This is a genomic window from Bacillus sp. FSL M8-0266, assembly GCF_038613425.1.
GTDB classification, from domain to species: Bacteria; Bacillota; Bacilli; order Bacillales; family Bacillaceae; genus Bacillus; species Bacillus pumilus.
Window position 1 is genome coordinate 1,793,446 of record NZ_CP152015.1, and the last position, 21,855, is coordinate 1,815,300.

Consider the following 21,855-nt stretch of genomic DNA (forward strand, 5'->3'; position numbering starts at 1 on the left):
ATGGAGAAGGAAGTCAATCCACACTTTGAGGACTTTCTTTTTGACTGGGATCAGAAGTTTCAGTTCTTGGTGGGTGGTTACGGGTCATCTAAAAGCTATCACATTGCCCTGAAACTCATCTTAAAGTTACTGGATGAAAAGAGGACAGCCCTTGTGATTCGTGAAGTCTATGACACGCACAGAGATTCCACGTTTTCTTTATTTGAAGAGATCGTGAATGATCTAGGACTCGACCATGTCATTCAGTGCCGGACATCACCGCTCATGCTGAAATTCCATAATGGGAGCCGGATCATCTTCAAAGGCTTGGACAAGCCAGCCAAATTGAAGTCGATCAACAACATCTCAATCATATGGATTGAGGAATGTTCCGAGGTTAAGTACGAGGGATTTAAGGAGCTGCTTGGTCGTTTGCGTCATCCAACGTTGCAGCTGCATATGATTCTATCAACGAACCCTGTCGGGCAGGATAACTGGACATACCGTCACTTCTTTAAAGACGATCAGAACAACCGCTTTATTATGGATGACGAGACATTGTACGAAGAGCGAACCATTGCTATCAACGATACGTACTATCATCATTCTACAGCGGAAGACAACTTATTCCTTCCGGTCAGTTACATTAAGCAGCTGGACGAACTGAAGGAATACGATCCAGACCTTTATCGAATAGCCCGAAAAGGTCATTTTGGCATTAACGGAATTCGTGTTCTTCCTCAATTCGAGGTGCAGCCGCATGAAGATGTGATGCTGGCCATCTCAAATATTAATCGTCCTTTGCTTAAAGCGGGCATGGACTTTGGTTTCGTAGAGTCATATAACGCTTTGATTCGACTGGCCGTCGATCATGAGAAGAAATATCTATACATCTATTGGGAGTATTATCAAAAAGGCACAACCGATGATGAAACTGTTCAAGAGCTTATCGAATTTGCAAAAACAAAAGAGCTTATCAAAGCGGACGCAGCTGAACCGAAAACCATCGCATACTTCAGGAAGATGGGATACAACATGGTGGCCGCTCATAAGTTCCAGGGATCACGTTTGCAGTACACAAAGAAGATCAAGCGGTTCAAGAAAATCATATGTTCCGATTCATGTAAAAACACGATTTATGAGCTTCAGCCGCTCACATACAAGACAGACAAGAACGGTAACATCATAGAAGACGAGTTTAAGATTGATCCCCATACGTTGTCGGCCATCTGGTATGCGCTAGATGATTATGAGGTCACCGATCTGAAAGAGAAACCAAAAGAGCGGACACGCCCGAACAGAGAAAGGAGGTCACGCTGATGAATAAAGTGAAAGCTACTGTGATTAAATCAACTGTTTCTGAAACGACCAAACAAATTCATGAGGATGGCTTTAATTATGAGGCTGATGGCGTTATTGAGCCGCCATACAATATCAAGGAGCTCAAACAAATAGCCGAGTATTCTACCATTCTTCAACAATGTATAGATACATATAAAACGAATATTCTAGGATTCGGCTTGGGAGTTGAATACACTTTCGACTTCAACGCTGAGAACGCAACAGAGGGAAAGAAAAAGGCAGCTGAGAAAGAATGGACAAGGCTTGAAGAGTTCGCCAGATATATGAACTATGATGAGTCAGCCGAAGTGGTCCTTGGTTATGTGATAGAAGACCGAGAAAAAAACAGGTAATGGATTTGTCGAAGTGCTTCGAGATGGTACAGGGAAGCCTGCAGCCTGCAGGAATTGAATATCTGGATGCACAATACTTGAGAGTCTGTAAGCTTGGTGATCCTGTTGAGGTCGATTTCCGATACACAGAAAACGGCCAGGTAAAGTCATTGAAGCGAAAGAAGAGATTCAGAAAATATGTTCAGAAAATCAACACTATAAATGTTTTCTTCAAGGTTTAAGGTTTAGAGGAAAAGAAGTTGTATCCTTATATTGAAGAGTTTGCTTTAAGCCTTGCAAATCTCTATGAGAAAAGGAATGATTCGGAGAGGGTAGCAGATTATTATAGAACTGCCATAGAAGCTCAAACCGAAATCCAAAAAGGAGAGTGTTTATATGAATATTAAAATGAAGATATTGATTAGCACCGCTTTATTGGTAGGTGCTGCTTGCCTGGGTTCTCTAAATTACTCACAAGAATCAACTGATCGAAATACCACTGTATTTCCTCAAAAAACCGATCGAAACACGACGATGATTGACCGAAATACAACTTCTCTAAACAGATAGACAAAATTAAAAGAGACTTCGAAAAAGAAAGTGGGAACAAATGTTTGATTGACAATTTGGATTTCGTTATAATAAGAATAAGATTGACCCCTTCATGAACCTGGCTGATATTCAGTCAGGTCTTTTTTATATCTACTGGTAAACTCGTTTTTCTTGCAGGAGGTGATTTGATATGAAAGTCAAAATCATTGAAGGGCCGAAAGTTGACGAGCGTCTTAATGATTGCTATCACTATTTAATTAAGTGGTGGAGCAAGGAGTTAAAACGGGATAATCTTGTCTGTCAAAGTGTAAGCAATAAAAGGATAAATGAAGAGAAGCTTGATTGAAGCATATATGAAGAAATCAAGAACTGTAATTTCATTAAAGATGAAGGTTTATCCGGTGTTTCTAATTAGACTTCGCAATAAAATTAAAACAGACCTTTTAGGTCTGTTTTATAGAAAGGATTTGTTATCTTTTATCAAACTAGGTTTATAATGAATTCTCATTCTTTTAGGAAACACCCACAAAATGCCCACGAATCACCCACAATTTAAAAATATTTTATGATTTTGTATTATTTTTTTAAGATGAAAATCTCTATAAATCAACGTTGATGATTCACTAAGACATATAAAGACAATATAGGTTATAATCCGCACCCAAGTACACCCATGGGAACGCGATCAATATATGTCTCAGTATTAATAAAGAAAACCCCTTGGAGCCAATGGTTTTAGACTAACCTAGTCAAATGGGACATAAAAAAACACCCTTCAAGTGATACACTTAAACTGGAGGATATTTTTTATGAAAAAAAACAAATATTCAGCTGAAATAAAATGGGCAGTTGTGAAAGATAAATTAAGCGGGCAGTTTACCAATCAACAAATTATGGATAAATATCATATAAAGAATGTGTCTCAGATTAAAACATGGATGAAGTGGTATCGAGAAAATCAGTTACATCGATTCGATCAGCCAATTGGAAAACAATATAGCTTCGGGTATGGACCTGACAATGTATCAAAAGAGGAAAAAGTGAATAGGCAGATTGAACACCTTAAGATGGAGAATGAAATTCTAAAAAAGTATTTGGAGATCATAGAGGAGTTGAAAAGGGAGTAGCCTTGATTTGATCGAGAGACTACGGAAGAAATATACAGTAACGTCTATCTTAAGTATTTTGCAGGTCGTTAGATCGACCTATTATCGTTGGGTATCCGAAGGAATACGTAAAAAATCATAAGTCGAGAAGGCTGTTATTTCCTTATGTACCGAAACGTCGTTCCGGTACGGCCACCGGAAGATTCGAAAGCTACTTCAGCATCAATATGCTATCAAACGAAACCGAAATACTGTACAGCGCATCATGCAAAAATACCATCTTCAATGTCGTGTGAAGCGTAAAAGAAATTGGAAATCACAAGGGGAATCTGTCATCATTGCCCCAAATATATTAAATCGGAACTTCACCGCAATACACCCGAATTTAAAATGGGTAACAGATATTACTTATATTCAGTATGGACCGAGAACGCTCTACCTTTCGACCATTATGGATTTATACAACAACGAAGTTGTTGCCTATACCCTAGATGATCACCAACAAACATCACTCATATTGGACACATTGAGGATAGCTTTAGAGAAAAGGAATTTGCCTAAAGGTGTACTTGTGCATTCAGATCAAGGAAGTGTATATAGTTTGTATGCATATCAAAAGGAGCTGGGGGCAAGGGACCTTACAAGCAGTATGTCTAGACGAGGTAACTGTTGGGATAACGCAGTGATTGAATCATTCCATTCCAGCTTAAAATCAGAGGAATTTATGTTTACAAAATTCAATTCTATATCAGAAAAAGATGTCAGACAACGAATCGACCATTACATCAAGTATTATAATGAAGAGCATATCCAAGAAAAATTAGGCTACCACGCACCAAAAACATTTGGTAGCATGTCAGCCTAATAAGGGTGTTTTATTCGTGTCTCATTCTGCTATGTCAGTCTATGGAACTGACCCCATAAGATGAGACAAATAAAAAACACCTTCAAGTTTGAAAATGGATCGTTGTGATCCGAAATAAAACATGGAGGTGTTTTTTCTATGGGGACAAGAGTGAGTTATCCGGTTGAAGTCAAACAGAAGGCTGTAGAAATGAGATTGGCAGGCGTACCTATGAAAGAGATCATGCAGAAATTGAATATCAAGAATAAGACGCAGGTTCAGACATGGGTGAGGTGGCATAAAGCTGGGGATACACACCGGTTCGAACAGCCTGTTGGAAAACAATATACCTATGGAAAGGGTCCCGAGTACTCTTCCGAATTAGAGAGACTGCAGGCAGAAAATCGCTATTTGAGTCAACAGAATGAAGTTTTAAAAAAGTACAACGAATTGGAAAGGAAGTTGATAAGGAAACGTCAATCAAACTGGTAGAAGAATTGTGCAAAACGATGACGGTACAGGACATCTGTGTCCATTTAGGCATCTTACGTACTTCGTATTATAGATGGAAAAAGGATCTGACTCAGAATCATTCTAAAAGACAACTAGAGAAACAGGTCGGCACGTTGTGCCGAAAGCACAAATATCGATATGGTTATCGAAAAATCACAGCTATACTAAAAAGGAGAATGCGTATTAACCATAAAACTGTTCAACGCATCATGCAGAAAAACCAGTGGCAATGCCGGGTTAAAATGAAAAAGCGTAAGAAGAATGGGCAGCCCTATGCCGTGGCCAGTAATATACTGGATCGGAACTTTCAGTCTGATCGCCCTCTTGAAAAACTAGTAACGGACATCACGTATTTGCCTTATGGACAGAAACAATTGTACCTTTCCAGTATATTGGATTTATATAATGGAGAAGTGATTGCTTTTACGATTGGTGATAAGCAGGACACAGACTTTATCTTAAACACACTTAATCAGCTCCCAGCACTGCCTGAGAATTGCGTGTTACATAGCGATCAAGGTTCTGTGTATACATCTTACGAGTATCAGAAAGCTGTTCATATAAAAGGCATTACCATGAGCATGTCCCGTAAAGGGACGCCCGCTGATAATGCCTCCATCGAATCGTTTCATTCCTCACTAAAGTCTGAAACGTTCTATCTTAACAGGATTGACCGCACTACGACCAGCATCGTAGAACGCACTGTCAAAGAATACATTTATTATTATAACAACATTCGTATTCAAACGAAACTAAACAACCAATCACCGATAAACTATCGGCAATTGGCTGTATAAAGGTGTTTTGATCCCTGTCTCAAAAACGGGGGTCAGTCCCCTATTTCAAGGGGGTTTTGTTTTTGAGGATGTTTTTAATATTTCAAAATGAAGGAGACACAACTAACAAGTATGAATATATGAGCCTTAATTGGTCAGAAAGCTTGGGGGATAACTGATCTAATTATTGACCCAGAACCTTTAATCCAATCAAAAGAAAAAGCACTTGAAGATTTAGGGATTGAATTTAAAGACAAGTCACAAGAATTTAAGGATTTCGAGACCACAATAAAATTTCATTAAAAATAAGTGAGACATTTTATAATGGTTATAAATAATAAAGATAGCGGTAGGGAAATTCATCTGAAAGTTAATGAAATACTCGAGTTGCATTTAGCTGAAATAGAGAATTCTAACCATCAATCTTCAGGAATGTTGCAATACTATAATGTCTTTTTTATAGGTATGTATGAGTTCAGTAAAAAAGAGTATGTACAGACTATTCAATATTTATAAGATTTCTGAGAGGCAGCTGGCGTTTGTTGTAGATGAAATTGAAATCTTTATAAATAATCGTTTGAGAGTTTAAACTGTCTGTAAGTGAGCTCTAAAATTACCTGGCTTGATTTTGCTAGAAAAAAACATAAATTCTTGTCCTTTTGTTGGTGTAGCGATTGAATAATTTAAATAATATTTTTGATAGTTGTATCTTGAATAAAGCTTTTTAATTTCCTCAGCAATATCGTATGTTAAGATCCAATAGCGATTCCTCATCTGCTTTTGTATTACTTTTGCTAATTTAACATGATCTTCATGACCATAAAAATTGGTATACAAATCTGGTCCTTTATCGTAATAAGGCGGATCAAAAAAAGTTAGAGATCTACGAGTATTCTTAACGACTTTTTCAATAAATTCTATCGCATCATAGTTGTAGACTTTTATTCTAGAAGCCTTTGCTGCAATTAACTCTATTCGATTTATAATATCATTTTTATTGAATCGACAATCCATTTTGTCATTACCGTCCTGATTCTTACCACCAATGACACCAGCTTTGATTATTCCAGAACGATTTGTTCGATTTAAAAAGAGTGTAGAAAAAGCTAATGATAAGTCATCTGCAGTCTCTTTATTTTTTTGAATGTTCTTCTGTTTGTACCATTCATCCATTGTTAAAGGGGTTAATTTGATTTTTTCTATAAGGCTATCTGGATGGTTAATTATTGTTTTCCATAAACAATAAATACTTTTATCAACATCATTAATATATATTCTTTCGACATCTTCATTTATCAACAGTCTTATTGCTACTGCGGCTCCTCCTGCGAAAGGCTCGATATAACTAGTTAATTTGTTTTCAAGAATGAGGTGTCTTACATAGTTATAAGTTTTATCTTTGCCTCCAGGGTATCTTAGTGGAGTTAATGTGGCTCTTGGCAAAAAATCACCTACTTTAAAATTAGTTTATTTCTACAGAAGGATATCCATTTATCTCGCAAATTTTATTAATTTTTTTTATGAATAGAGTTGTGAATTCTTCACGACCTTCGACTTGTTTCACAAAAGTATTAAATACTTTATTAACAATATCCTGATTATTTGAAAACCACTTTTTATATCTTTTTGTGTCAATATCTCTAAATTTATTAATATCAGATATAATGCTAGGGTTAATATTTTCTTCAATTAAGGTGGAAATAATATGATCTTTAGGCTTTTTAATCTTACTAAAGAAAAGTGTATCATTTTTTTCTGTATCTAATAAGTACTTGACAAATAATTTTTCAATAGGAAGTTTGAGTGTTTTGTTTGGAAGTTGAATTATATTGTCATCTTTCTTAACTTTTGAAAGTGCTGTGTTAGGTACATCCGCATCAAAAACAATAATGGTACTTGCCATAAATGCACTAGTATTTCGACATAACTTAATTAACAAGTTATAAGGTAAACCTTCATTTTCATCTGGTACAATAAAATTTACTCTTCTTAATACTTGTTGTGATGTTACTAATCGCTTTATGAAATTGATTGCTAGTTTATCTTCACACAATACATCCACTTTGGGAATTTTCACTTTAGATTCAAAGTCAAAAGTAAGTTCTTTATAAATACTTTCATAAGGGTGGTTGCGTTTAACTTGAACATCCTCAGAATATAATGATGACAAATAGTAAGTTGTAATCTCCTGTCCACTTTGTGCTAACTGTATGGCATGTCTAATTAGAGGTAGGGAGTGGGAGTTAACTAATATTTGAACTTTGTATTTACCAGACCATTTATACAAAAAATTAAACAAATTTATTTGTGCAACGGGATGAAGGCTGGCCTCAATTTCATCAATGCAAAAAATTCCATTATAAAGATCTTTATTTTTGTTTTTTTCTGCAGCTCTCATAAATGAAATCAGACTAATAGCGATTCTACCTAAATTATCTTCACCAGATGATATTGATTCAAAATTATAATGTGAATTTTTGGGTCCAAAGGTTTTTTTTGAGGATGCATTAGCAGTTCCTTTTCCTTGCACACTCTCGATAGAATTATAAGAGTCTTTAATTAAAACTGTATTATAAAATTTAGAAATGAAATTTTTTTCTTGATCAGTTAAGTTTAAAATCACCGGAATTGCATCAGATGAGTGAATTGAATAGAGACGATTTAAATTAAGATAATTAGTATTAAAAATTAAATTTCCGTCACCTTTAGTGTTCCCGCCAGTTACTATACGAATATTTGGATCTGATTTACTCCTTGGTTTTGTATAAACGGGAATCTTAACAGATAAGCCTTCAGTATCTTCTATAAAAACATCGTATTCGTAGCGTTCTTTATCATATTCAGAAGAAAGGCGAAATATCTCCCTGAAATTGGTCTTCAGCGGACTTCCAAATATATCATTTACATCTGAATTAAACGGTTGAACACATAAACCAATTAACGTTGATTTCATAGTTCCATTATGGCCTGATACTAAGGTAATTCTATTTGCAAGGTCAATTGTAGAATCTTTTCCCATATTCCTGAACTTTTTGATATTAATTCCTGAGATCTTTTTCACTTTAATATCTTTATTACTAAGGCCTAATTCTTTTCTTGATATAGCACCTGAAAAATTAATTGTTTCAAGAGCTTCTACTTTATTTATTGATTTCATTCATAGTCCCTCCATTTTTATAATATAAGTAGCAATTATTGATTCAAAAATATGTTTATACTAACATTAACGTTTAGTTTCCAACAGTTTCATTATTTCAAGAATAATAAATCAACACAATCTAGCTGTTAACAAAATATAATTTGATTATGTTTATCCTATTTTTATGTACACAGGTATATATCGGAAGAATGTATAAAATTTTTAGGTAAATGGGGATTTTGTCAATTGAATTATTAGAACAAGTGCTGTAGTGAGTTGTTACGTAATCAATAAATCAATAGCTGTGGTAGAATTAGGTACACTTTTCTTTACAAATGGTTTCATTCAACCTCAACATGATGATGTCCAAACCGTCGCATCAAGAGGGAGCTCTGGAGGATAATTGGTTAAAAAACGATAAAGTGGATTAAAGTGTCAGGCTCCTTATGGTATTCTAGTAAAAGAATATTCCATAAAAGGAGTCTTTTTTATATGAAAATATTAGATGCTCCATCTTTACTATCAGCTGTCGAACAGAGGTCAAAGGCCTATCATGAGCTTCAAGAAGAGATGAAACTTGTGAAAAAAGCATTAAAAGGTGTATCGGGATTAGGTGATGAGTTTACTGGAAAAGGTGCAGATAATATCAAAGCTTTTTATAATGATCTTGCACTATACGCAGACACTTATCTTGATTTTATCGATATGCAAAAAGCTTTTTTAGATGGAGTGAAAGGAAAGCTGGATGATGAATCATTAGGCGGGAGTACATTTATTGATGAGCACTTCCTAGATGCTCAATTGAAGCAAGGCATTCAGAACAATAAAGATATGGTTAAGGAACAAAAAGAAGCCCTTACGGCTATTTTTGACGATGTCAGTGATCTAATTGAATTGCAGACGTTTTCCAGCAAAGAGGTAGATGAGCATTTAGATGATGCGAACGAAGAAAGAAAAGATGCGATTGAGGCTGTACATAGGTTAGATCATGCTCTAAAAACAGAATACGCAAAGTCAGAAGCGATTGAAAAACATCTTGCAACTTTTTATGCAAAGATGATGGCTGCTACAGGAAAAGGTAAGAACGCTCAGCCCATGTATTATGATGCAAAAGCATTTCACGAGACAGATGTGTACAAGAATCATGATAAAATCGATGCACAGGTGAAAGCATATTTAAAGGTGAAAAAAGAAGAAAAAGAGAAACGAAGAATCAAAGAATTGAAAGAAAAGCTCAATGATCCTTCGTGTATATCAGAAGCGAAATACTTTGAGATTGTAGATGAAATTGGATATGAAAATCTTTCTTACGATCAAAAAATGTATTACAGCCAGCTGCTCCAAATCAAAGCACAGGAAGAAGCATCAAGTGTCTTTATTGATGGTGTAAAAGGCGCAGCAGTTGGTATATACGATGTAGCAAAAGAAACAGTGATCGGAATATATGATCTTGTCGCTGACCCTGGTGGGGCTGTAGAATCAGTTGTGACAGCTATTTCTCATCCAATTGAAACATCGAAAGCGATTGGAAAATCGATTTCAGACTCATTCCAAAAAGAAGTCATAGATGGTGATGCGTATTCTCGATCACATTGGTTCGCCTATGCGACTGGTTCTCTAGCCGAAATCGTCTTTGGTTCTAAAGGGGCAGGAGCCATTACAAAAACAGGAACAACAGCGGCGAAAACAACAGTGAAGAAAGGGCTTGAACAAGGAGCAAAATCAATCGACAGAGTCTCCATTCCTAGCCTATTGCCATATTCACCAAAGTTTCAAATGGCTGGTGGACCGAAGCTACCGTATAACGTTTTTGACGGCGAAAATCTCAAAAATAAACTCCTCTCCATGGCAAAGCGACTCGACAACAATTCAGGCTACGGAATCTCTCAGACAGGCAGACGATTACCAGCACCTAAATCATCACCGGCTGTTGTCAGTTACGGAGATCACTATGTAAGATGGAAACGTAAAAAAGTATTAAAACCAAATGTCGTTTATTCAACAAAGCAAGGGTACACCTACACAACCGACCACTACGGAAGGATTGTCAAAGTCGAAGCAAGTGATTTAAAATACGGAGAGGTCAAAAGAAACCAATACGCCCAATCCAATTCAGGAAAGCCTGACAGATTACTAGATGACGATGGTGGTCATTTAATTGCATCTATTTTCAAAGGATCTGGCGATATAGACAATCTTGTGCCGATGAATGGGAATTTAAACAAAGGGGAGTGGAAAAAGCTTGAAAATACTTGGGCTGATGCTCTTCAAAATGGTGATGAAGTTAAAGTGAAGATTACCCCTAACTATAAAGCGGATTCTCTACGCCCAGAAACTTTTGATATTAAATATAAAATCGGTGATGATGAATGGGAAATCAAAAGGTTCGACAATGTGTATGGAGGTAAAAAACAATGAATGAAGAAAAAATAGAACATTTATATAAAGAGATAGTTGATGTTGTAGTGGGAACAATACCAATTGAATGGGGAAAGGTGTATTTATATGGGGAGGTAGTTGAAGGTTCTCAAACTGTTTACTTTTATTTTTCATCTAAAGAAAATGAGAGCAAACTGATATATAGTCATGAGATCACTGAACTTTTTGAAGTGAGTGAACTTGAATACAAAGAAAGATGGCATCAATTAGTTGACTGTATCCAAGAACTTAAGACAGAGTTTGAACAAAATGGTCAAAAACCTTGGACAAACTTCACAATGATATTTGATGAAACGGGGCATTTTAATATAGAATTTAATTATGATGACCTTTTGAATACAAACCCTCATGAAAGAAAAACTATTTGGAAATATAATCATCTAGGTATTATACCTAAAAGCAACTCTGGAAAAAAACATTTAGAAAAATACCTTTCTACATTGGAGTAACTTTTAGAGATGTTATAAAATTCGTTTTGATAGATTAAAGAAATAAAGACTAGAGAACATATTGAGAGCATCATTCCAAGCAGAAATGGTGCTCTTATTCAATAATGCCCCCTATTAATCAATAACAAAACAGACACACTTAGCAATAAAATAAAAATCAATACATATGGAATCAACTGTGTATTGATTAGCATGTCAAAGAAACCGATTCACGAAAGCAAAAATATCGAAAAACACAATATTCTTTTCTAATTAAATCTTTCTTTTCACTTTATTTAAACCGATAAACCGTCACTTCACAATCACTAAGCACCTCTTCAATCATGTCTTCCACAATCGCCCAATCGCCGCCCGCCAGTCCGCAGCCGATCCCGTAGGGAATGGCGATGGAAGTATGGTTTTTCTTTTCATGTGAATGGGTTACTGTGTCTTTTAGGCTTTGTAAGCAGCTACGTAAGGCATCGTAATCCGTTTGCATTCTTTTTCTTCCATACCCAGTTTGAGCAAATAAGTTGGCAATTGTTTTTCCGTCATTAGTTGTGATGAGTTGAACGGAGCTTAACAAGTCATCTCCATGTTCTGTACATAATTGTTTATACTCTTTGTGCACATTGGGATATTTGCTTTTGATTTGTTTGGCTAATCCAGCACCCATGACCCCTTTACAGTTCACCTGGTGACAGATGATGTCTTCACTTGCCTCTAAAATGTTGCCATCCACTGTTTTGATCATATCGTGTAACCCCTTTTTCATAAAATAGAAACTTATGTTCTATTTTATCAGTTTTAATCAAATGATTTAATAGCAAAATGCTTTTTATGAGTTTCATTTATTGAAGACAGTTTACAACAACTTGATTGTCAAAGCTTGTTCATGTCATCTAAAATATGGAGAGACTAGAAAATACGAAATGATGCAAAGAGGAGTTATTTATGAATCAATTAGAAACGAATCGTTTAATTCTTAGACCGTTTTGCAATGAAGATGCGGCAGGGATGCTTGAGTACTTGTCTAATCCAAGAGTAAATTGTTTTCTCGCTGATCGAATTTCTTCATTAGAAGAAGCTTTGGCTATAGTGCAAAAGAGAAAAAAAGACCATTCATATGTAGCGGTTTGTTTGAAAGAAAACCAACAGATTATCGGTGAGTTGTTTCATTTAAAAGAGGAGCCTGATACGTATTCAATCGGCTGGAATTTCAATGAAGCATATGAAGGAAAGGGGTATGCACGAGAGAGTGCTGAAGCATTTTTGTCCTATTTATTTGTAGAAAAGGGAGCAAGGCGGCTTTATGCCTATGTAGAAGATGATAATGTCCGTTCGCAGGCATTATGTGAGCGATTAGGCATGCGGAGAGAAGGCCTTTTTCTTGAGTTTATTTCATTTACTACATATGAGGATGGCACCCCTAAATATGAAAACACGTACCAATATGCTTTACTAAAAAAGGAATGGGAGCAGCGTCATTCTCTATAGAGCAGTAAGTAAATGATGTCAGTGACAGCAAAGTGACAAACATGTCATATGGTTCCATGGTTTGTTCGTTCAATCGATGGAAGAGTCATCTTATTTCAATTATCCTTGTCATAAATCGAGGAAAAGGAATGAAATGAGATGCAGGGATATAATGAAGATTTATTTAGGTGGGTGAATCAGCTCAGTATCGATCATGGTTATTTGAATCCGATATTCATTGGACTAGCTGAATATACTGTGCTGTTAGCAGCGCTCACGTGTCTGTTCATATGGTTTCAAAATCGAAGTAGAACCAATAGGGGGATGGTTGTATCTGCCGGACTTACTTTCATATTGGCAGAGTTAATGGGGAAAATCGCAGGAATTTTTTATTACAACCAGCAGCCCTTTGCCGAAATGAGTCATGTCAATCTTTTGATTCAAAAGGAAGTGAATAACTCTTTTCCGAGTGATCATACCATCTTTATTTTTTCTATATGTCTGATCTTTTGGCTTTTTCACAAACGCCATGTTTATTGGCTGATCATAGCGTGCGCTGTTGGTTTTTCAAGGATTTGGGTAGGTGTCCATTATCCATTTGATGTCTTAGCAGGTGCTGTCATAGCGAGTTTAACAGCGGTCGCTGTTGTCTATTTGCCGATATGCCAAAGGAGCGTGAATGCCATTTTGTCATGTTATGAGTGGCTTGAGCAGAAAATTGTAAGGAAGAGAACAAAATAACATGTTGCAGCAAAATGCCCCGATCTGTTAATGGCTCAGATCGGGGTACTTTTTATTTTCGCCAAAACGTTGAACAATCCGCCTTGTCTTCGATATTAAATTCGATGATTTTCTTTAGGAGAGGATAATCAACTGGCAAGCTTTCCTTCATGCGAAACATCTTTTTTCCATGATCGTAACCCGCTTGTACAATGTCAGCTGAAAAGTGATCAATTCCTTTACCTTCTGGTGCGACAGAAATGTGATGTTTTGCCACACTAAACCCAATAATAAATGTGCCATGGTCCGTGAACATGGGCTGATTCCAAGCAATTTTTGGCTCTAATTGAGGGAATGTGTCTAATATCCATTGTAAAATGTCTTGCGTGCGCTGCTTCAGCTCTGGATTACCGATATTGCCAACATATTCTTCAAACACATGCATGATGTTTTATCCTCCAATTTCATCGACCTCATAAGCCTCAGACGGGATTCGAACCCGCACTCCTTTCGTAAGCATAGGCTAGGGGCAACACGCTTCCCTACGGAATTTCACCAACAGGAATTTCGCCTGTCTCAGCTAGTGTGCTTTTCGGTGCTTCTGAAACCCTTGCCTTGCGACCCGCCAGCTACAATTTGTTTTACGGCGCTCTTCCCTTCTAGAGCTACTGAGGCGCGGAAGTTAATTGACCATATGATTTATAGTAAAATGCTAATAGGGGTATTGTAAAGAAAAATCAAAAGGAAGAGATGATCTTCAAACTAACCATTAAAAGATAAAAAATGAAATCAGTATGAGTGAAAGATTGTATACATGTTTAAAAAAGCCTTACCTAAACCTATCTTACGCTCTCAATGAGGTTTTATATAAAGCTCCCGTTTATAGTAAAAAACGACCCCGAAATTGGAAGTCGTTTTGTGAAAGTTTTATTTTGAAACAAAGCATTTTCCGTTAGATAATACTTCGCATTTCACAAGGAAATAACTGTTGCTACTTGTCCAAACTTGAGTGTAACTGACCCCATTTTGTTTAATTAATACGTAGTCCCACTGATCAGGATAAGCATCTCTGACCCACTCTAACGGAGCAGCACTTGCAGTATTCATAGAAAATAACATGGTTGCTGAAAAGGCGATAGATAATACAGCTTTTTTTAATGTTGATTTTTTCAAACAAAACAACTCCTTAATAGTAATTTACCTATTATTTGTAAATAGGTTGATTCAATAGTATCAAAGAGAAAGAGTATTTTGTGTCGAAATTTGTAAAAATACCTTAAATTTACCTATTTTTATAAGGTGATCATTTTCACAATTTATGAATAACCTTTTAACTCCTTTATAGGCGTATTAATTTGGCTTTTTATTTAGGAATAGCTGGCATCGTTTTTGGCGGAGCATGACAGAAAACCGGCGTAATATCCCAAGATTCAATAGGAAAATGACAACTTCTAAGTAACTTTTCGTTCAGTACATTTTGCGGTTAGTTCCCTGGTGACTTTTCCAGTCCCTAATCTTTAGGCGAATTGCACAAAATAGTCAAAGACACATATGATAAAAGACCATATGGATTTGTATACAGCATTGAATTGGGCTGATGGAAAGTGACAAACCTGTTGATGAGTAAACTGAAAGAGATCAATAATCAAACAAAAAATGAAGGCTTTACTCACAAACGTTCAATAAGTTCTCCTTTTTTGCTCATCATGGAAGATGGGGAACCTTTCTACTCATGGGTGTTCTTTGAAAGAAGTGTGTTTAAGACTTGCTATTTTTCTTTGATTTCCATCAATGAAGAACAGAATTGTGTGGTGTTAGAGCTTCTTGTTCCGTGCTGCATGCGATCGACGTGCTGTCAGAAAGTTTTATATCGATCCAGTTCAAAGATCCTTGTTGATCTTTCTTTTTTATGCGGAATGATTGAAACAGAATTGCCAGTCTATGATGCGTTCATTTTAAAGAACATAGAGCCTCACCACCTCCTTCTTGATTTTTCAACATCGCCCAGTGCGGTTGAAATCTGGCGGAATGGAACAAAATTACCAAATGCAGCAACAGTGGTTTTGCATCATCGTGATGATCAAGATGTGCCAGTTTCTATCACGATTCAAACGAAAAAAGCATGTCATGATATATGTGTTCAAAAAGGAGAAAGTCGATCGATTACTGTAAAAGATATGATGTTGATTTTAAATCATCAAACCGCTGAAAAGGTGCAAGCACGCTTAGATATTCAATTGAACATGGTACAAAGGAAAAAAATAAGGCTTTGAGTCTGGGGTAATCGCACAATCTTCGTAGATCACTAGATCATAGTCTATCAAGAATAGGTTAAAGGAGGGTTAAAATGGCTATTTTAGGCGGGTGTAGTAATGAGCAAACAGGTTTTGTGAATGATGCGGTATGCTTCACAGTCGATTTAGCAGCAGCAGCGGATCCAGTTATCGTCTGGACGGATGGAACACCATTTGTCATAAACGGGACCATTATGGTGGAAAACAACGGAATCGTGGCTGTAGCTCCAACTGTGACATTAGAGGTCAACGGTGCGGCTGTTCCAGATTTCACTGTACCCCCAGGAGAGAGTCGATCCATTACGCTAAGTGATCTTAACTCCATTGGGATTGTAGCTACTGGTGGGACCTCGACTGGAAGTATTGTCGTTTCTTTTTCTCTCAATTATCAGTATTAGTGTGTATGTCTTGAAGATTCCACAGTTTGAAAGAAGTGAGAGGCATGTGTGCCCAGCTTAATATGTGTGGAGGAATAATGGGTCCGACCGGCCCGACCGGATCAACGGGCTCAACTGGAGTAACCGGCGCAACCGGGTCAACGGGCCCAACGGGCGTAACCGGCCTGACCGGATCAACAGGTCCAACGGGCTCAACTGGAGTAACCGGCGCAACCGGGTCAACGGGTCCAACGGGCGTAACCGGCCTGACCGGATCAACGGGCCCAACGGGTGTAACAGGCCCGACCGGAGTAACAGGTTCATCAGGCTCAACTGGAGTAACCGGCGCAACCGGAATAACAGGTCCAACGGGAGTAACCGGCCTGACCGGATCAACCGGCCCAACCGGCCCAACCGGCCCAATTGTAACCGCTAACTCAATGTACGCGTCTAATACGTCGGGAAGTACAGTGCTTGTTGTCTTAGGCGGGGCAGCGGTTTCTTTGCCTAATAATCAGAGTTTAGATGGCTTTACGGCAAGTGGTGGAAATACGATTTTTACAGTGCCTGTCTCAGGTCGCTATTTCATCACATATCAAGTGAACACAAGTGCAGCGCTGCTTGCTGGAACAAGGCTGATTAACAGCGGATCTGCCATTCCTGGTTCTATATTAACACCCGCTTTATCAGTATCTACCTACAACGTATCTCTCATTACAACACTTGCAGCAGGTAACCAAATTTCTCTCCAAATTTTCGGTTTAGTCGCAACAGTGGTGTTACTTGGGGGAGGGTCTGTTGGAGCGGCACTTACCATCATACGATTAGAATAATGAAAAAAGCCCCCAAAAAGGGCTTTTTTCATTTTTTCAAAGGAAACGGTTATTGAAGATTCAAGTGATTCATATTAAAATGATCTCAAATGGACTAATTAGCAATTGCTAATAGAAGTTCCATATTTAGTGAAATCATGTCATGTAGCTGAAGGTGATTGGGGGTGTAGAATGAGCAAAGTTCCTGTTGCGGAATTGGCATCACTATTAAATGACTGGAACATGGAAATCAAAAAAGATCATGCAGATGAGGCAGAACGGCTATTTGCTAAAGCGAAACAAGCAGTAGAGGAAATTGACGATGCGGACATCCTTATGTACTATTCTCTTCTTGAAAAGAGGCATCACATTCTCATGTACAATTTAAGAGGTCAAAAGGGCAGTGTTTCAACGAAAAGTATAGAAGGTCTTCACGGGAAAAAAGAGGATGACTTATCTAACCGCCTTGCCTATTATTTCGATTTTTATGAGGGTGTGTATGAGCAGCATCAAGGGAATTACGAGGTTGCATTGCAAATGTATCAAAGTGCTGAAAAGCTCTTAGATAAAATTCCAAGTGAGATAGAACGAGCTGATTTTGATTTTAAGGTGGCTTGGCTTTACTATCGTCTTAGTCATATTATGCTCTCATTAAGCTATATTCGCAAAGCCCTCCACGTCTATAAACGTCACAAACAGTATGAAAGAAGAACGGCACTTTCATACTCACTCGTTGCAGCGAATCTAACAGAGATCGGCCGGTACGAAGAGGCTCTTGAGAATTATCGTCTGGCGGAAGAGGTTTTGACAAGCGAGCAGGATGATTTTATGCTTGCTCAACATCACCACAATGTGGCTATTTTATATTCATTTTGGAACAAACCGAAAGAATCAATACGTCATCTTGAAAAAGCGCTGTCCCATCAAGAGTATTATGATTCAGATTTCTTTTTCCATTCTACGTATCTGATCAGCCGGGAACTCTGTGTGATTGGTGAAAAGCAGCGTGCAAGCCAATATATAGAGGCTGCATATGCCAAAATAAAAGATGCTTCTCATGAAGTGTTTCAGCTCAAAATAGGCATCGTACATGATCTTTACTTAACGAATGCGCCACAAAGATTTCAGCAAGTTGATGAGAAATTAAGAAAGTTAGAAGAGAAGAATGAATATCATGAAGTAAAAGAGCTTTCACATTTTGCGGCAAAATATTGTGAAAAGCAAGCACTTTTTGAGAAGTCTGTTTTTTACTTGAACAAAAGTTTAGAAGCGGATTTACATATGAAAAGAATGGGGTTGATTTAAGATGAAAACAGGATTAAAAGTATTATTCGTTGTAGGTTTAGCTATCGCTGCGTCTGTTCTAACTCAAAACGTTGCGGGTTCATTCGAAGTAGCAGAAAAAATCATTGGTGGTTAATCACTAATCCATATCTCGCCCTTGTTGATGATCGTCAGCAAGGGTTTTTTGTTTAAATAGGCTCTTCTTATTAAACGCTACAAGAGCGTTTAATAAGAAGAATTCGCAACAAAGGGGGTGTGCAAATTTGTTACCTGCCCCATTATTCTAAATAAACATAGGGCAGAGCAACAAGTTAAAAAGGTCACCTTTCTTTGCTTAATTTAATTTTTTGCAGGACTTTTCATTCAAATTTTATCAGATTGGTCTATTGTACATAGAATTGAAAGAAAAAGTGTGAACACCGCTCCGTTTGTCATACATATGATGAGATGAAGTGTATCTAGAAGGTAGGTGATTGTATGGATCCACGGGTGTATGGAGGCTTTCACGGCGGCGGTTTTAGTGGAGGAGCAGTGGGCCCTCATATCGGCTTTGGCGGGTATTATGTGAGCCCTGGTGTGTTCTCTGGTTTAGGCGGTTTCCCTGGATACGGTGGATTCGGGACTTTTTCTGGATATCCGTATGGCTCCACGTTCATTATGGGGCGTCCTCCTGGTTTTTATGTAAGAAGTTATTAGTGTTTCATTACAGTGATTGAAATAGCCATCTAACGATTGGCTATTTCAATTGATGAAAGTGCTTAAATGCAGCAGTTATCACAATGACTCCCAGGATAGAGATAGGCAGCCAAATGATGATAAACGGATCGTATGCATCAGTGTATGCCGCTAAAGCAGCACCTAGGCAGTAAAAGACAATAGAGCCTATTCGCATGAAACTGACATGCTGAATGGGAGCTTTTCTTTTTTCCCGATGTGAAATGCGCTGAGCCAAATCCTCAAATAGGTTGGCGAGTGTATTCGTTAGAACCGTTGTGGAAATGCCAGCCACATTTAATTTGCGGGCGGCCGCTGTCTGTAGGCCCATGGCCATACTTAAAAGGATAATCAGCATAAAATAAGCACCTTGTGTATAAGGGAAAATGGTCATGAGAGCAAATAGAAGCAGTATCAGGACTTCTATGATAAAGATACGTGTAACGGCTTTTGGCCAAAACGTTTTCTCATTCTTTCCGCCTATCACAACAGCAAGTAAAACCCCTAAAACAAATCCACTCAGTGCGGTGATGGAATGAAGGGCCGTAAGCTGCAAGGAGCTTCCTGCTGCAATGCCAAGCAGCACAATATTACCTGTCATATTGGCTGTAAATACATGCCCTAAGCTCAAATAGCCAATCACATCCACAATACCTGCTGCAAGGCACAAGAAAATAAGTGCTATATTTCGAAATGAAAGTGCGGTCAAAATGGTCATCCCTTTCTTACTCTCTAATGAGTAAGTGTAACGCTTAATGACCGCGTATGTCCATCTTATGTGCCGGGATAATGTCCTCAAGCCGGTGCAAAACTTGTCTGAAAGTGTCATCATTTACAAGGTGCCTCATGCGGCGGAATGGATCGCCTTTTTCCTTTAGACGCTCTATCACAGCTGGCATGGTAAACAAAGAAGGATGAAGTCCATCTTGATGGAGTTCGTCCCATTCAAGCGGTGTCGCTACAAGTCCAAGCTCATTTCCTCTTGGTGAATAGGGCGCAATGATTGTTTTTCCAGCATCGTGCTGAATATAGTCTAAATACAAGCGATTGCCGCGTTTTTTCTTAAGACGTTCCAGAGTAAATAGCTCAGGGGCTTGTTCACATAAAAATTGGCATATAAACGCGGTAAATGTTCTCGTTTCTTCGTATGTGAAGGCATTTTTCTTTAATGGAATATACACTTGCAGTCCTTTACCACCGCTTGTTTTAATAAAGGCTGTGAGAAAGAGGCCGTCTAAAAGCGTTTTGATTCGCTTGGCAGCTTCTATCGCTAGATGAAACTCGTTAACAGACGGCGGGTCTAAATCAAAGACGATTTCGACCGGCCGGTTCGTATCCCTTGTTTCAAAGGGAATATGAAATTCCATTGCAAGCTGGTTGCCGAGCCAAAGAAGCGTCTGAGGGTCATTACAGACAGTGTATGAAATATCATCAGCTTGATCGGTCAACACATAATCTGGCGCATAATCAGGTGTCGACTTTTGATAAAAGAATTCATCCCCGGCGCCATGAGGAAACCGAATTAAAGTCAGCCGTCTTTCACGTAAAAAGGGCAAGAGATAGGGAGCTGCTTGTCTCAAATAAAGTAAGTAATCTGCCTTGTTCAGATGAAGAGCTGGCACAATCGGTTTTTCAGGATGAGTGATGTCAATCACAGCAGGGAGCGGATTTAGCTGTTTGAGCATTTGCTGAAACGTACACGTCGCTGGATCAGTATCTAGTAAAAAGGAAGAAAAACGCGGCTCTCTTAAGGCGGATCCATCAAAGGAGATACAAGCAATGCTCGCGACGATAGAAGGTGGGATTTCATATCTTGATGCCCCTGTTTGATTGCCTTTTGTTTGAAAGAGCGTACGCAGCATTTGTTCTTCTTCTTTAGAAAATCCATGCTTGAATTGGACAACCTCGGTGAGATGATGACCTTGATAAATACAGCCTTGGAAGTAGCCATTTTCTTTATCAAAACGAGTAACAATGACAGAGACATATCGCCAGTTTTTGATTTTCAACCATTCTTTTGACCGGGTATTGTCGTGCCATTTACTCGCCCCTTTTTTCGCGACGAGTCCTTCTGCTAAATACGTCGTCATCAGCTTTTTCATATGTTCAGGATTTGTGTCTGTATGAATGAGTTGAAGAAGGGAAGGGTGCTCAAGCTGTACAGATGGCGGAAGTTTTGCTACTTTGAAAACTTGCTGTAACTGTTTTTTCCTTTCCATCAACGGCAAATCAATTAGAGATTGCCCTTTGCATCTTAATAGATCAAATGCGATCAAATGACATGGAAACCGCTCAGCCTGCAGCTTTATAGCCTCTTTGTTTTTCAGCCTGCCTCTTTGCTGAACCCTCGCAAAATCGCTTTGCTGTTCATCCAGTAAAAAGACCAATTCCCCGTCAAACGTCAGAGGTAAAAAAAGAGCAAATTGATCCCTTAATTGTTCGCACTGTTCAATCACCTCAGGAAACTGTTCGTTTAATCGTTTTCCGGCTCTGCTTTCTAAATGAATTTTGTTTTGATCCCACGTCAGAATGACTCGAAAGCCGTCATATTTTAATTCATACACCCAGTCTGCACCGGTAGGAACATCATGTGCAGCCGTTAATCGCATAGGTTTCATTTGTGCATGTCACTTCCTCATATGATGTGTTCTTAGAGTGGGATGAAATTTTCATTCACATACATAAGTCTAACGAAAACATTGCATAGTAAGGAGAAAAGAACGGAGGCG

General features: G+C 38.0%; 21 protein-coding genes and 1 pseudogene. 15 read left to right on the forward strand and 7 right to left on the reverse strand.

Translation table 11 applies throughout. The features are described from left to right. From MKY83_RS08990 to MKY83_RS09015, 6 genes and pseudogenes are all read left to right on the forward strand, one after another. Positions 1 to 1,299, forward strand: coding sequence for a PBSX family phage terminase large subunit (locus MKY83_RS08990; RefSeq protein WP_185107343.1), 1,299 nt, complete (start codon positions 1 to 3; stop codon positions 1,297 to 1,299). After that, positions 1,299 to 1,888 (forward strand): annotated as a pseudogene (locus MKY83_RS08995) (phage portal protein); the annotation flags it as partial. The gene MKY83_RS08990 and the pseudogene MKY83_RS08995, both read left to right, overlap by 1 nt. A gap of 506 nt (positions 1,889 to 2,394) precedes the next feature. Continuing rightward, positions 2,395 to 2,550, forward strand: coding sequence for a hypothetical protein (locus MKY83_RS09000; protein ID WP_185107320.1), 156 nt, complete (start codon positions 2,395 to 2,397; stop codon positions 2,548 to 2,550). A 463-nt stretch (positions 2,551 to 3,013) separates the two neighbouring features. Next, positions 3,014 to 3,331 (forward strand): hypothetical protein, encoded by a 318-nt coding sequence (locus MKY83_RS09005; protein ID WP_106067763.1) that lies wholly within the window; start codon positions 3,014 to 3,016, stop codon positions 3,329 to 3,331. Positions 3,332 to 3,467: 136 nt separating this feature from the next. Beyond that, positions 3,468 to 4,175 carry an IS3 family transposase gene (locus tag MKY83_RS09010; protein ID WP_106067762.1) on the forward strand — a complete coding sequence of 236 codons (708 nt, stop codon included), beginning with the start codon at positions 3,468 to 3,470 and terminating at the stop codon, positions 4,173 to 4,175. A 138-nt stretch (positions 4,176 to 4,313) separates the two neighbouring features. Continuing rightward, positions 4,314 to 5,464, forward strand: a protein-coding gene (locus MKY83_RS09015) for an IS3 family transposase (RefSeq protein ID WP_185108217.1) whose coding sequence is annotated in 2 segments (ribosomal slippage) — positions 4,314 to 4,587 and positions 4,587 to 5,464 — 1,152 coding nt in all. Because the reading frame shifts where the segments join, the coding sequence is not laid out codon by codon here. 564 nt (positions 5,465 to 6,028) lie between these two features. Here MKY83_RS09015 and MKY83_RS09020 read toward each other — a convergent pair. Beyond that, positions 6,029 to 6,886 carry a DNA adenine methylase gene (locus MKY83_RS09020; protein WP_106067613.1) on the reverse strand — a complete coding sequence of 286 codons (858 nt, stop codon included), beginning with the start codon at positions 6,884 to 6,886 and terminating at the stop codon, positions 6,029 to 6,031. Between the two features lie 19 nt (positions 6,887 to 6,905). Beyond that, positions 6,906 to 8,600 carry an AAA family ATPase gene (locus MKY83_RS09025; RefSeq protein ID WP_106067612.1) on the reverse strand — a complete coding sequence of 565 codons (1,695 nt, stop codon included), beginning with the start codon at positions 8,598 to 8,600 and terminating at the stop codon, positions 6,906 to 6,908. A gap of 474 nt (positions 8,601 to 9,074) precedes the next feature. Here MKY83_RS09025 and MKY83_RS09030 point away from each other — a divergent pair, with 474 nt between their 5' ends. Together MKY83_RS09030 and MKY83_RS09035 are read left to right on the forward strand one after the other, a co-directional pair. Beyond that, positions 9,075 to 11,000 carry a T7SS effector LXG polymorphic toxin gene (locus MKY83_RS09030; protein WP_342488581.1) on the forward strand — a complete coding sequence of 642 codons (1,926 nt, stop codon included), beginning with the start codon at positions 9,075 to 9,077 and terminating at the stop codon, positions 10,998 to 11,000. Then, the gene (locus tag MKY83_RS09035; RefSeq protein WP_106067610.1) at positions 10,997 to 11,470 is read left to right on the forward strand and encodes an antitoxin YezG family protein; all 474 of its coding nucleotides are present in this window, start codon (positions 10,997 to 10,999) and stop codon (positions 11,468 to 11,470) included. Before MKY83_RS09030 ends, MKY83_RS09035 begins: the two co-directional genes overlap by 4 nt. Before the next feature lie 271 nt (positions 11,471 to 11,741). Here MKY83_RS09035 and MKY83_RS09040 read toward each other — a convergent pair whose 3' ends face one another. Continuing rightward, positions 11,742 to 12,203, reverse strand: a complete 462-nt coding sequence (locus MKY83_RS09040; protein ID WP_342488582.1) for a macro domain-containing protein — start codon at positions 12,201 to 12,203, stop codon at positions 11,742 to 11,744. 200 nt (positions 12,204 to 12,403) lie between these two features. Between MKY83_RS09040 and MKY83_RS09045 the strand changes: the two genes are divergently transcribed. After that, complete coding sequence (locus MKY83_RS09045) at positions 12,404 to 12,946, forward strand: GNAT family N-acetyltransferase (RefSeq protein WP_065097341.1); 543 nt, start codon at positions 12,404 to 12,406, stop codon at positions 12,944 to 12,946. Positions 12,947 to 13,084: 138 nt separating this feature from the next. After that, positions 13,085 to 13,666, forward strand: a complete 582-nt coding sequence (locus MKY83_RS09050; protein WP_342488583.1) for an undecaprenyl-diphosphatase — start codon at positions 13,085 to 13,087, stop codon at positions 13,664 to 13,666. A gap of 52 nt (positions 13,667 to 13,718) precedes the next feature. Here the strand turns inward: MKY83_RS09050 and MKY83_RS09055 are convergent, their stop codons facing one another. Both MKY83_RS09055 and MKY83_RS09060 read right to left on the reverse strand, forming a co-directional pair. Further along, complete coding sequence (locus MKY83_RS09055) at positions 13,719 to 14,090, reverse strand: iron chaperone (RefSeq protein WP_003212353.1); 372 nt, start codon at positions 14,088 to 14,090, stop codon at positions 13,719 to 13,721. Positions 14,091 to 14,572: 482 nt separating this feature from the next. Further along, a complete protein-coding gene (locus tag MKY83_RS09060) occupies positions 14,573 to 14,818 on the reverse strand; it encodes a hypothetical protein (protein ID WP_034660753.1) in 246 nt (81 codons plus the stop codon). Between the two features lie 446 nt (positions 14,819 to 15,264). On the opposite strand from MKY83_RS09060, the gene MKY83_RS09065 reads away from it, so the two are divergent. The 5 genes from MKY83_RS09065 to MKY83_RS09085 all read left to right on the forward strand — a co-directional run bounded on the left by MKY83_RS09065 (position 15,265) and on the right by MKY83_RS09085 (position 19,108). Beyond that, the gene (locus MKY83_RS09065) at positions 15,265 to 15,918 is read left to right on the forward strand and encodes a CotZ-related putative spore coat protein (RefSeq protein WP_065097342.1); all 654 of its coding nucleotides are present in this window, start codon (positions 15,265 to 15,267) and stop codon (positions 15,916 to 15,918) included. Positions 15,919 to 15,992: 74 nt separating this feature from the next. Continuing rightward, the gene (locus MKY83_RS09070; protein ID WP_044141644.1) at positions 15,993 to 16,337 is read left to right on the forward strand and encodes an S-Ena type endospore appendage; all 345 of its coding nucleotides are present in this window, start codon (positions 15,993 to 15,995) and stop codon (positions 16,335 to 16,337) included. Between the two features lie 77 nt (positions 16,338 to 16,414). Next, a complete protein-coding gene (locus tag MKY83_RS09075) occupies positions 16,415 to 17,149 on the forward strand; it encodes a hypothetical protein (protein ID WP_342488584.1) in 735 nt (244 codons plus the stop codon). A gap of 171 nt (positions 17,150 to 17,320) precedes the next feature. Further along, a complete protein-coding gene (locus tag MKY83_RS09080; protein ID WP_065097344.1) occupies positions 17,321 to 18,433 on the forward strand; it encodes a tetratricopeptide repeat protein in 1,113 nt (370 codons plus the stop codon). A gap of 456 nt (positions 18,434 to 18,889) precedes the next feature. Beyond that, positions 18,890 to 19,108, forward strand: coding sequence for a hypothetical protein (locus MKY83_RS09085; RefSeq protein ID WP_044141425.1), 219 nt, complete (start codon positions 18,890 to 18,892; stop codon positions 19,106 to 19,108). A gap of 40 nt (positions 19,109 to 19,148) precedes the next feature. Here MKY83_RS09085 and MKY83_RS09090 read toward each other — a convergent pair whose 3' ends face one another. Continuing rightward, the gene (locus MKY83_RS09090; RefSeq protein ID WP_065097345.1) at positions 19,149 to 19,844 is read right to left on the reverse strand and encodes a YoaK family protein; all 696 of its coding nucleotides are present in this window, start codon (positions 19,842 to 19,844) and stop codon (positions 19,149 to 19,151) included. Positions 19,845 to 19,878: 34 nt separating this feature from the next. Then, positions 19,879 to 21,744 carry a DNA ligase D gene (locus MKY83_RS09095; RefSeq protein ID WP_319610558.1) on the reverse strand — a complete coding sequence of 622 codons (1,866 nt, stop codon included), beginning with the start codon at positions 21,742 to 21,744 and terminating at the stop codon, positions 19,879 to 19,881. Positions 21,745 to 21,855: the final 111 nt, after the last annotated feature.

Bases quoted from the DNA above. Each gene is read 5' to 3' on its own strand.
- MKY83_RS08990 (WP_185107343.1), top strand. From the start codon at position 1: ATGGAGAAGGAAGTCAATCCACACTTTGAGGACTTTCTTTTTGACTGG.
- MKY83_RS09000 (WP_185107320.1), top strand. From the start codon at position 2,395: ATGAAAGTCAAAATCATTGAAGGGCCGAAAGTTGACGAGCGTCTTAAT.
- MKY83_RS09005 (WP_106067763.1), top strand. From the start codon at position 3,014: ATGAAAAAAAACAAATATTCAGCTGAAATAAAATGGGCAGTTGTGAAA.
- MKY83_RS09025 (WP_106067612.1), bottom strand. From the start codon at position 8,600: ATGAAATCAATAAATAAAGTAGAAGCTCTTGAAACAATTAATTTTTCA.
- MKY83_RS09030 (WP_342488581.1), top strand. From the start codon at position 9,075: ATGAAAATATTAGATGCTCCATCTTTACTATCAGCTGTCGAACAGAGG.
- MKY83_RS09035 (WP_106067610.1), top strand. From the start codon at position 10,997: ATGAATGAAGAAAAAATAGAACATTTATATAAAGAGATAGTTGATGTT.
- MKY83_RS09040 (WP_342488582.1), bottom strand. From the start codon at position 12,203: ATGATCAAAACAGTGGATGGCAACATTTTAGAGGCAAGTGAAGACATC.
- MKY83_RS09045 (WP_065097341.1), top strand. From the start codon at position 12,404: ATGAATCAATTAGAAACGAATCGTTTAATTCTTAGACCGTTTTGCAAT.
- MKY83_RS09050 (WP_342488583.1), top strand. From the start codon at position 13,085: ATGCAGGGATATAATGAAGATTTATTTAGGTGGGTGAATCAGCTCAGT.
- MKY83_RS09055 (WP_003212353.1), bottom strand. From the start codon at position 14,090: ATGCATGTGTTTGAAGAATATGTTGGCAATATCGGTAATCCAGAGCTG.
- MKY83_RS09065 (WP_065097342.1), top strand. From the start codon at position 15,265: ATGAGTAAACTGAAAGAGATCAATAATCAAACAAAAAATGAAGGCTTT.
- MKY83_RS09070 (WP_044141644.1), top strand. From the start codon at position 15,993: ATGGCTATTTTAGGCGGGTGTAGTAATGAGCAAACAGGTTTTGTGAAT.
- MKY83_RS09075 (WP_342488584.1), top strand. From the start codon at position 16,415: ATGGGTCCGACCGGCCCGACCGGATCAACGGGCTCAACTGGAGTAACC.
- MKY83_RS09080 (WP_065097344.1), top strand. From the start codon at position 17,321: ATGAGCAAAGTTCCTGTTGCGGAATTGGCATCACTATTAAATGACTGG.
- MKY83_RS09085 (WP_044141425.1), top strand. From the start codon at position 18,890: ATGGATCCACGGGTGTATGGAGGCTTTCACGGCGGCGGTTTTAGTGGA.
- MKY83_RS09090 (WP_065097345.1), bottom strand. From the start codon at position 19,844: ATGACCATTTTGACCGCACTTTCATTTCGAAATATAGCACTTATTTTC.
- MKY83_RS09095 (WP_319610558.1), bottom strand. From the start codon at position 21,744: ATGAAACCTATGCGATTAACGGCTGCACATGATGTTCCTACCGGTGCA.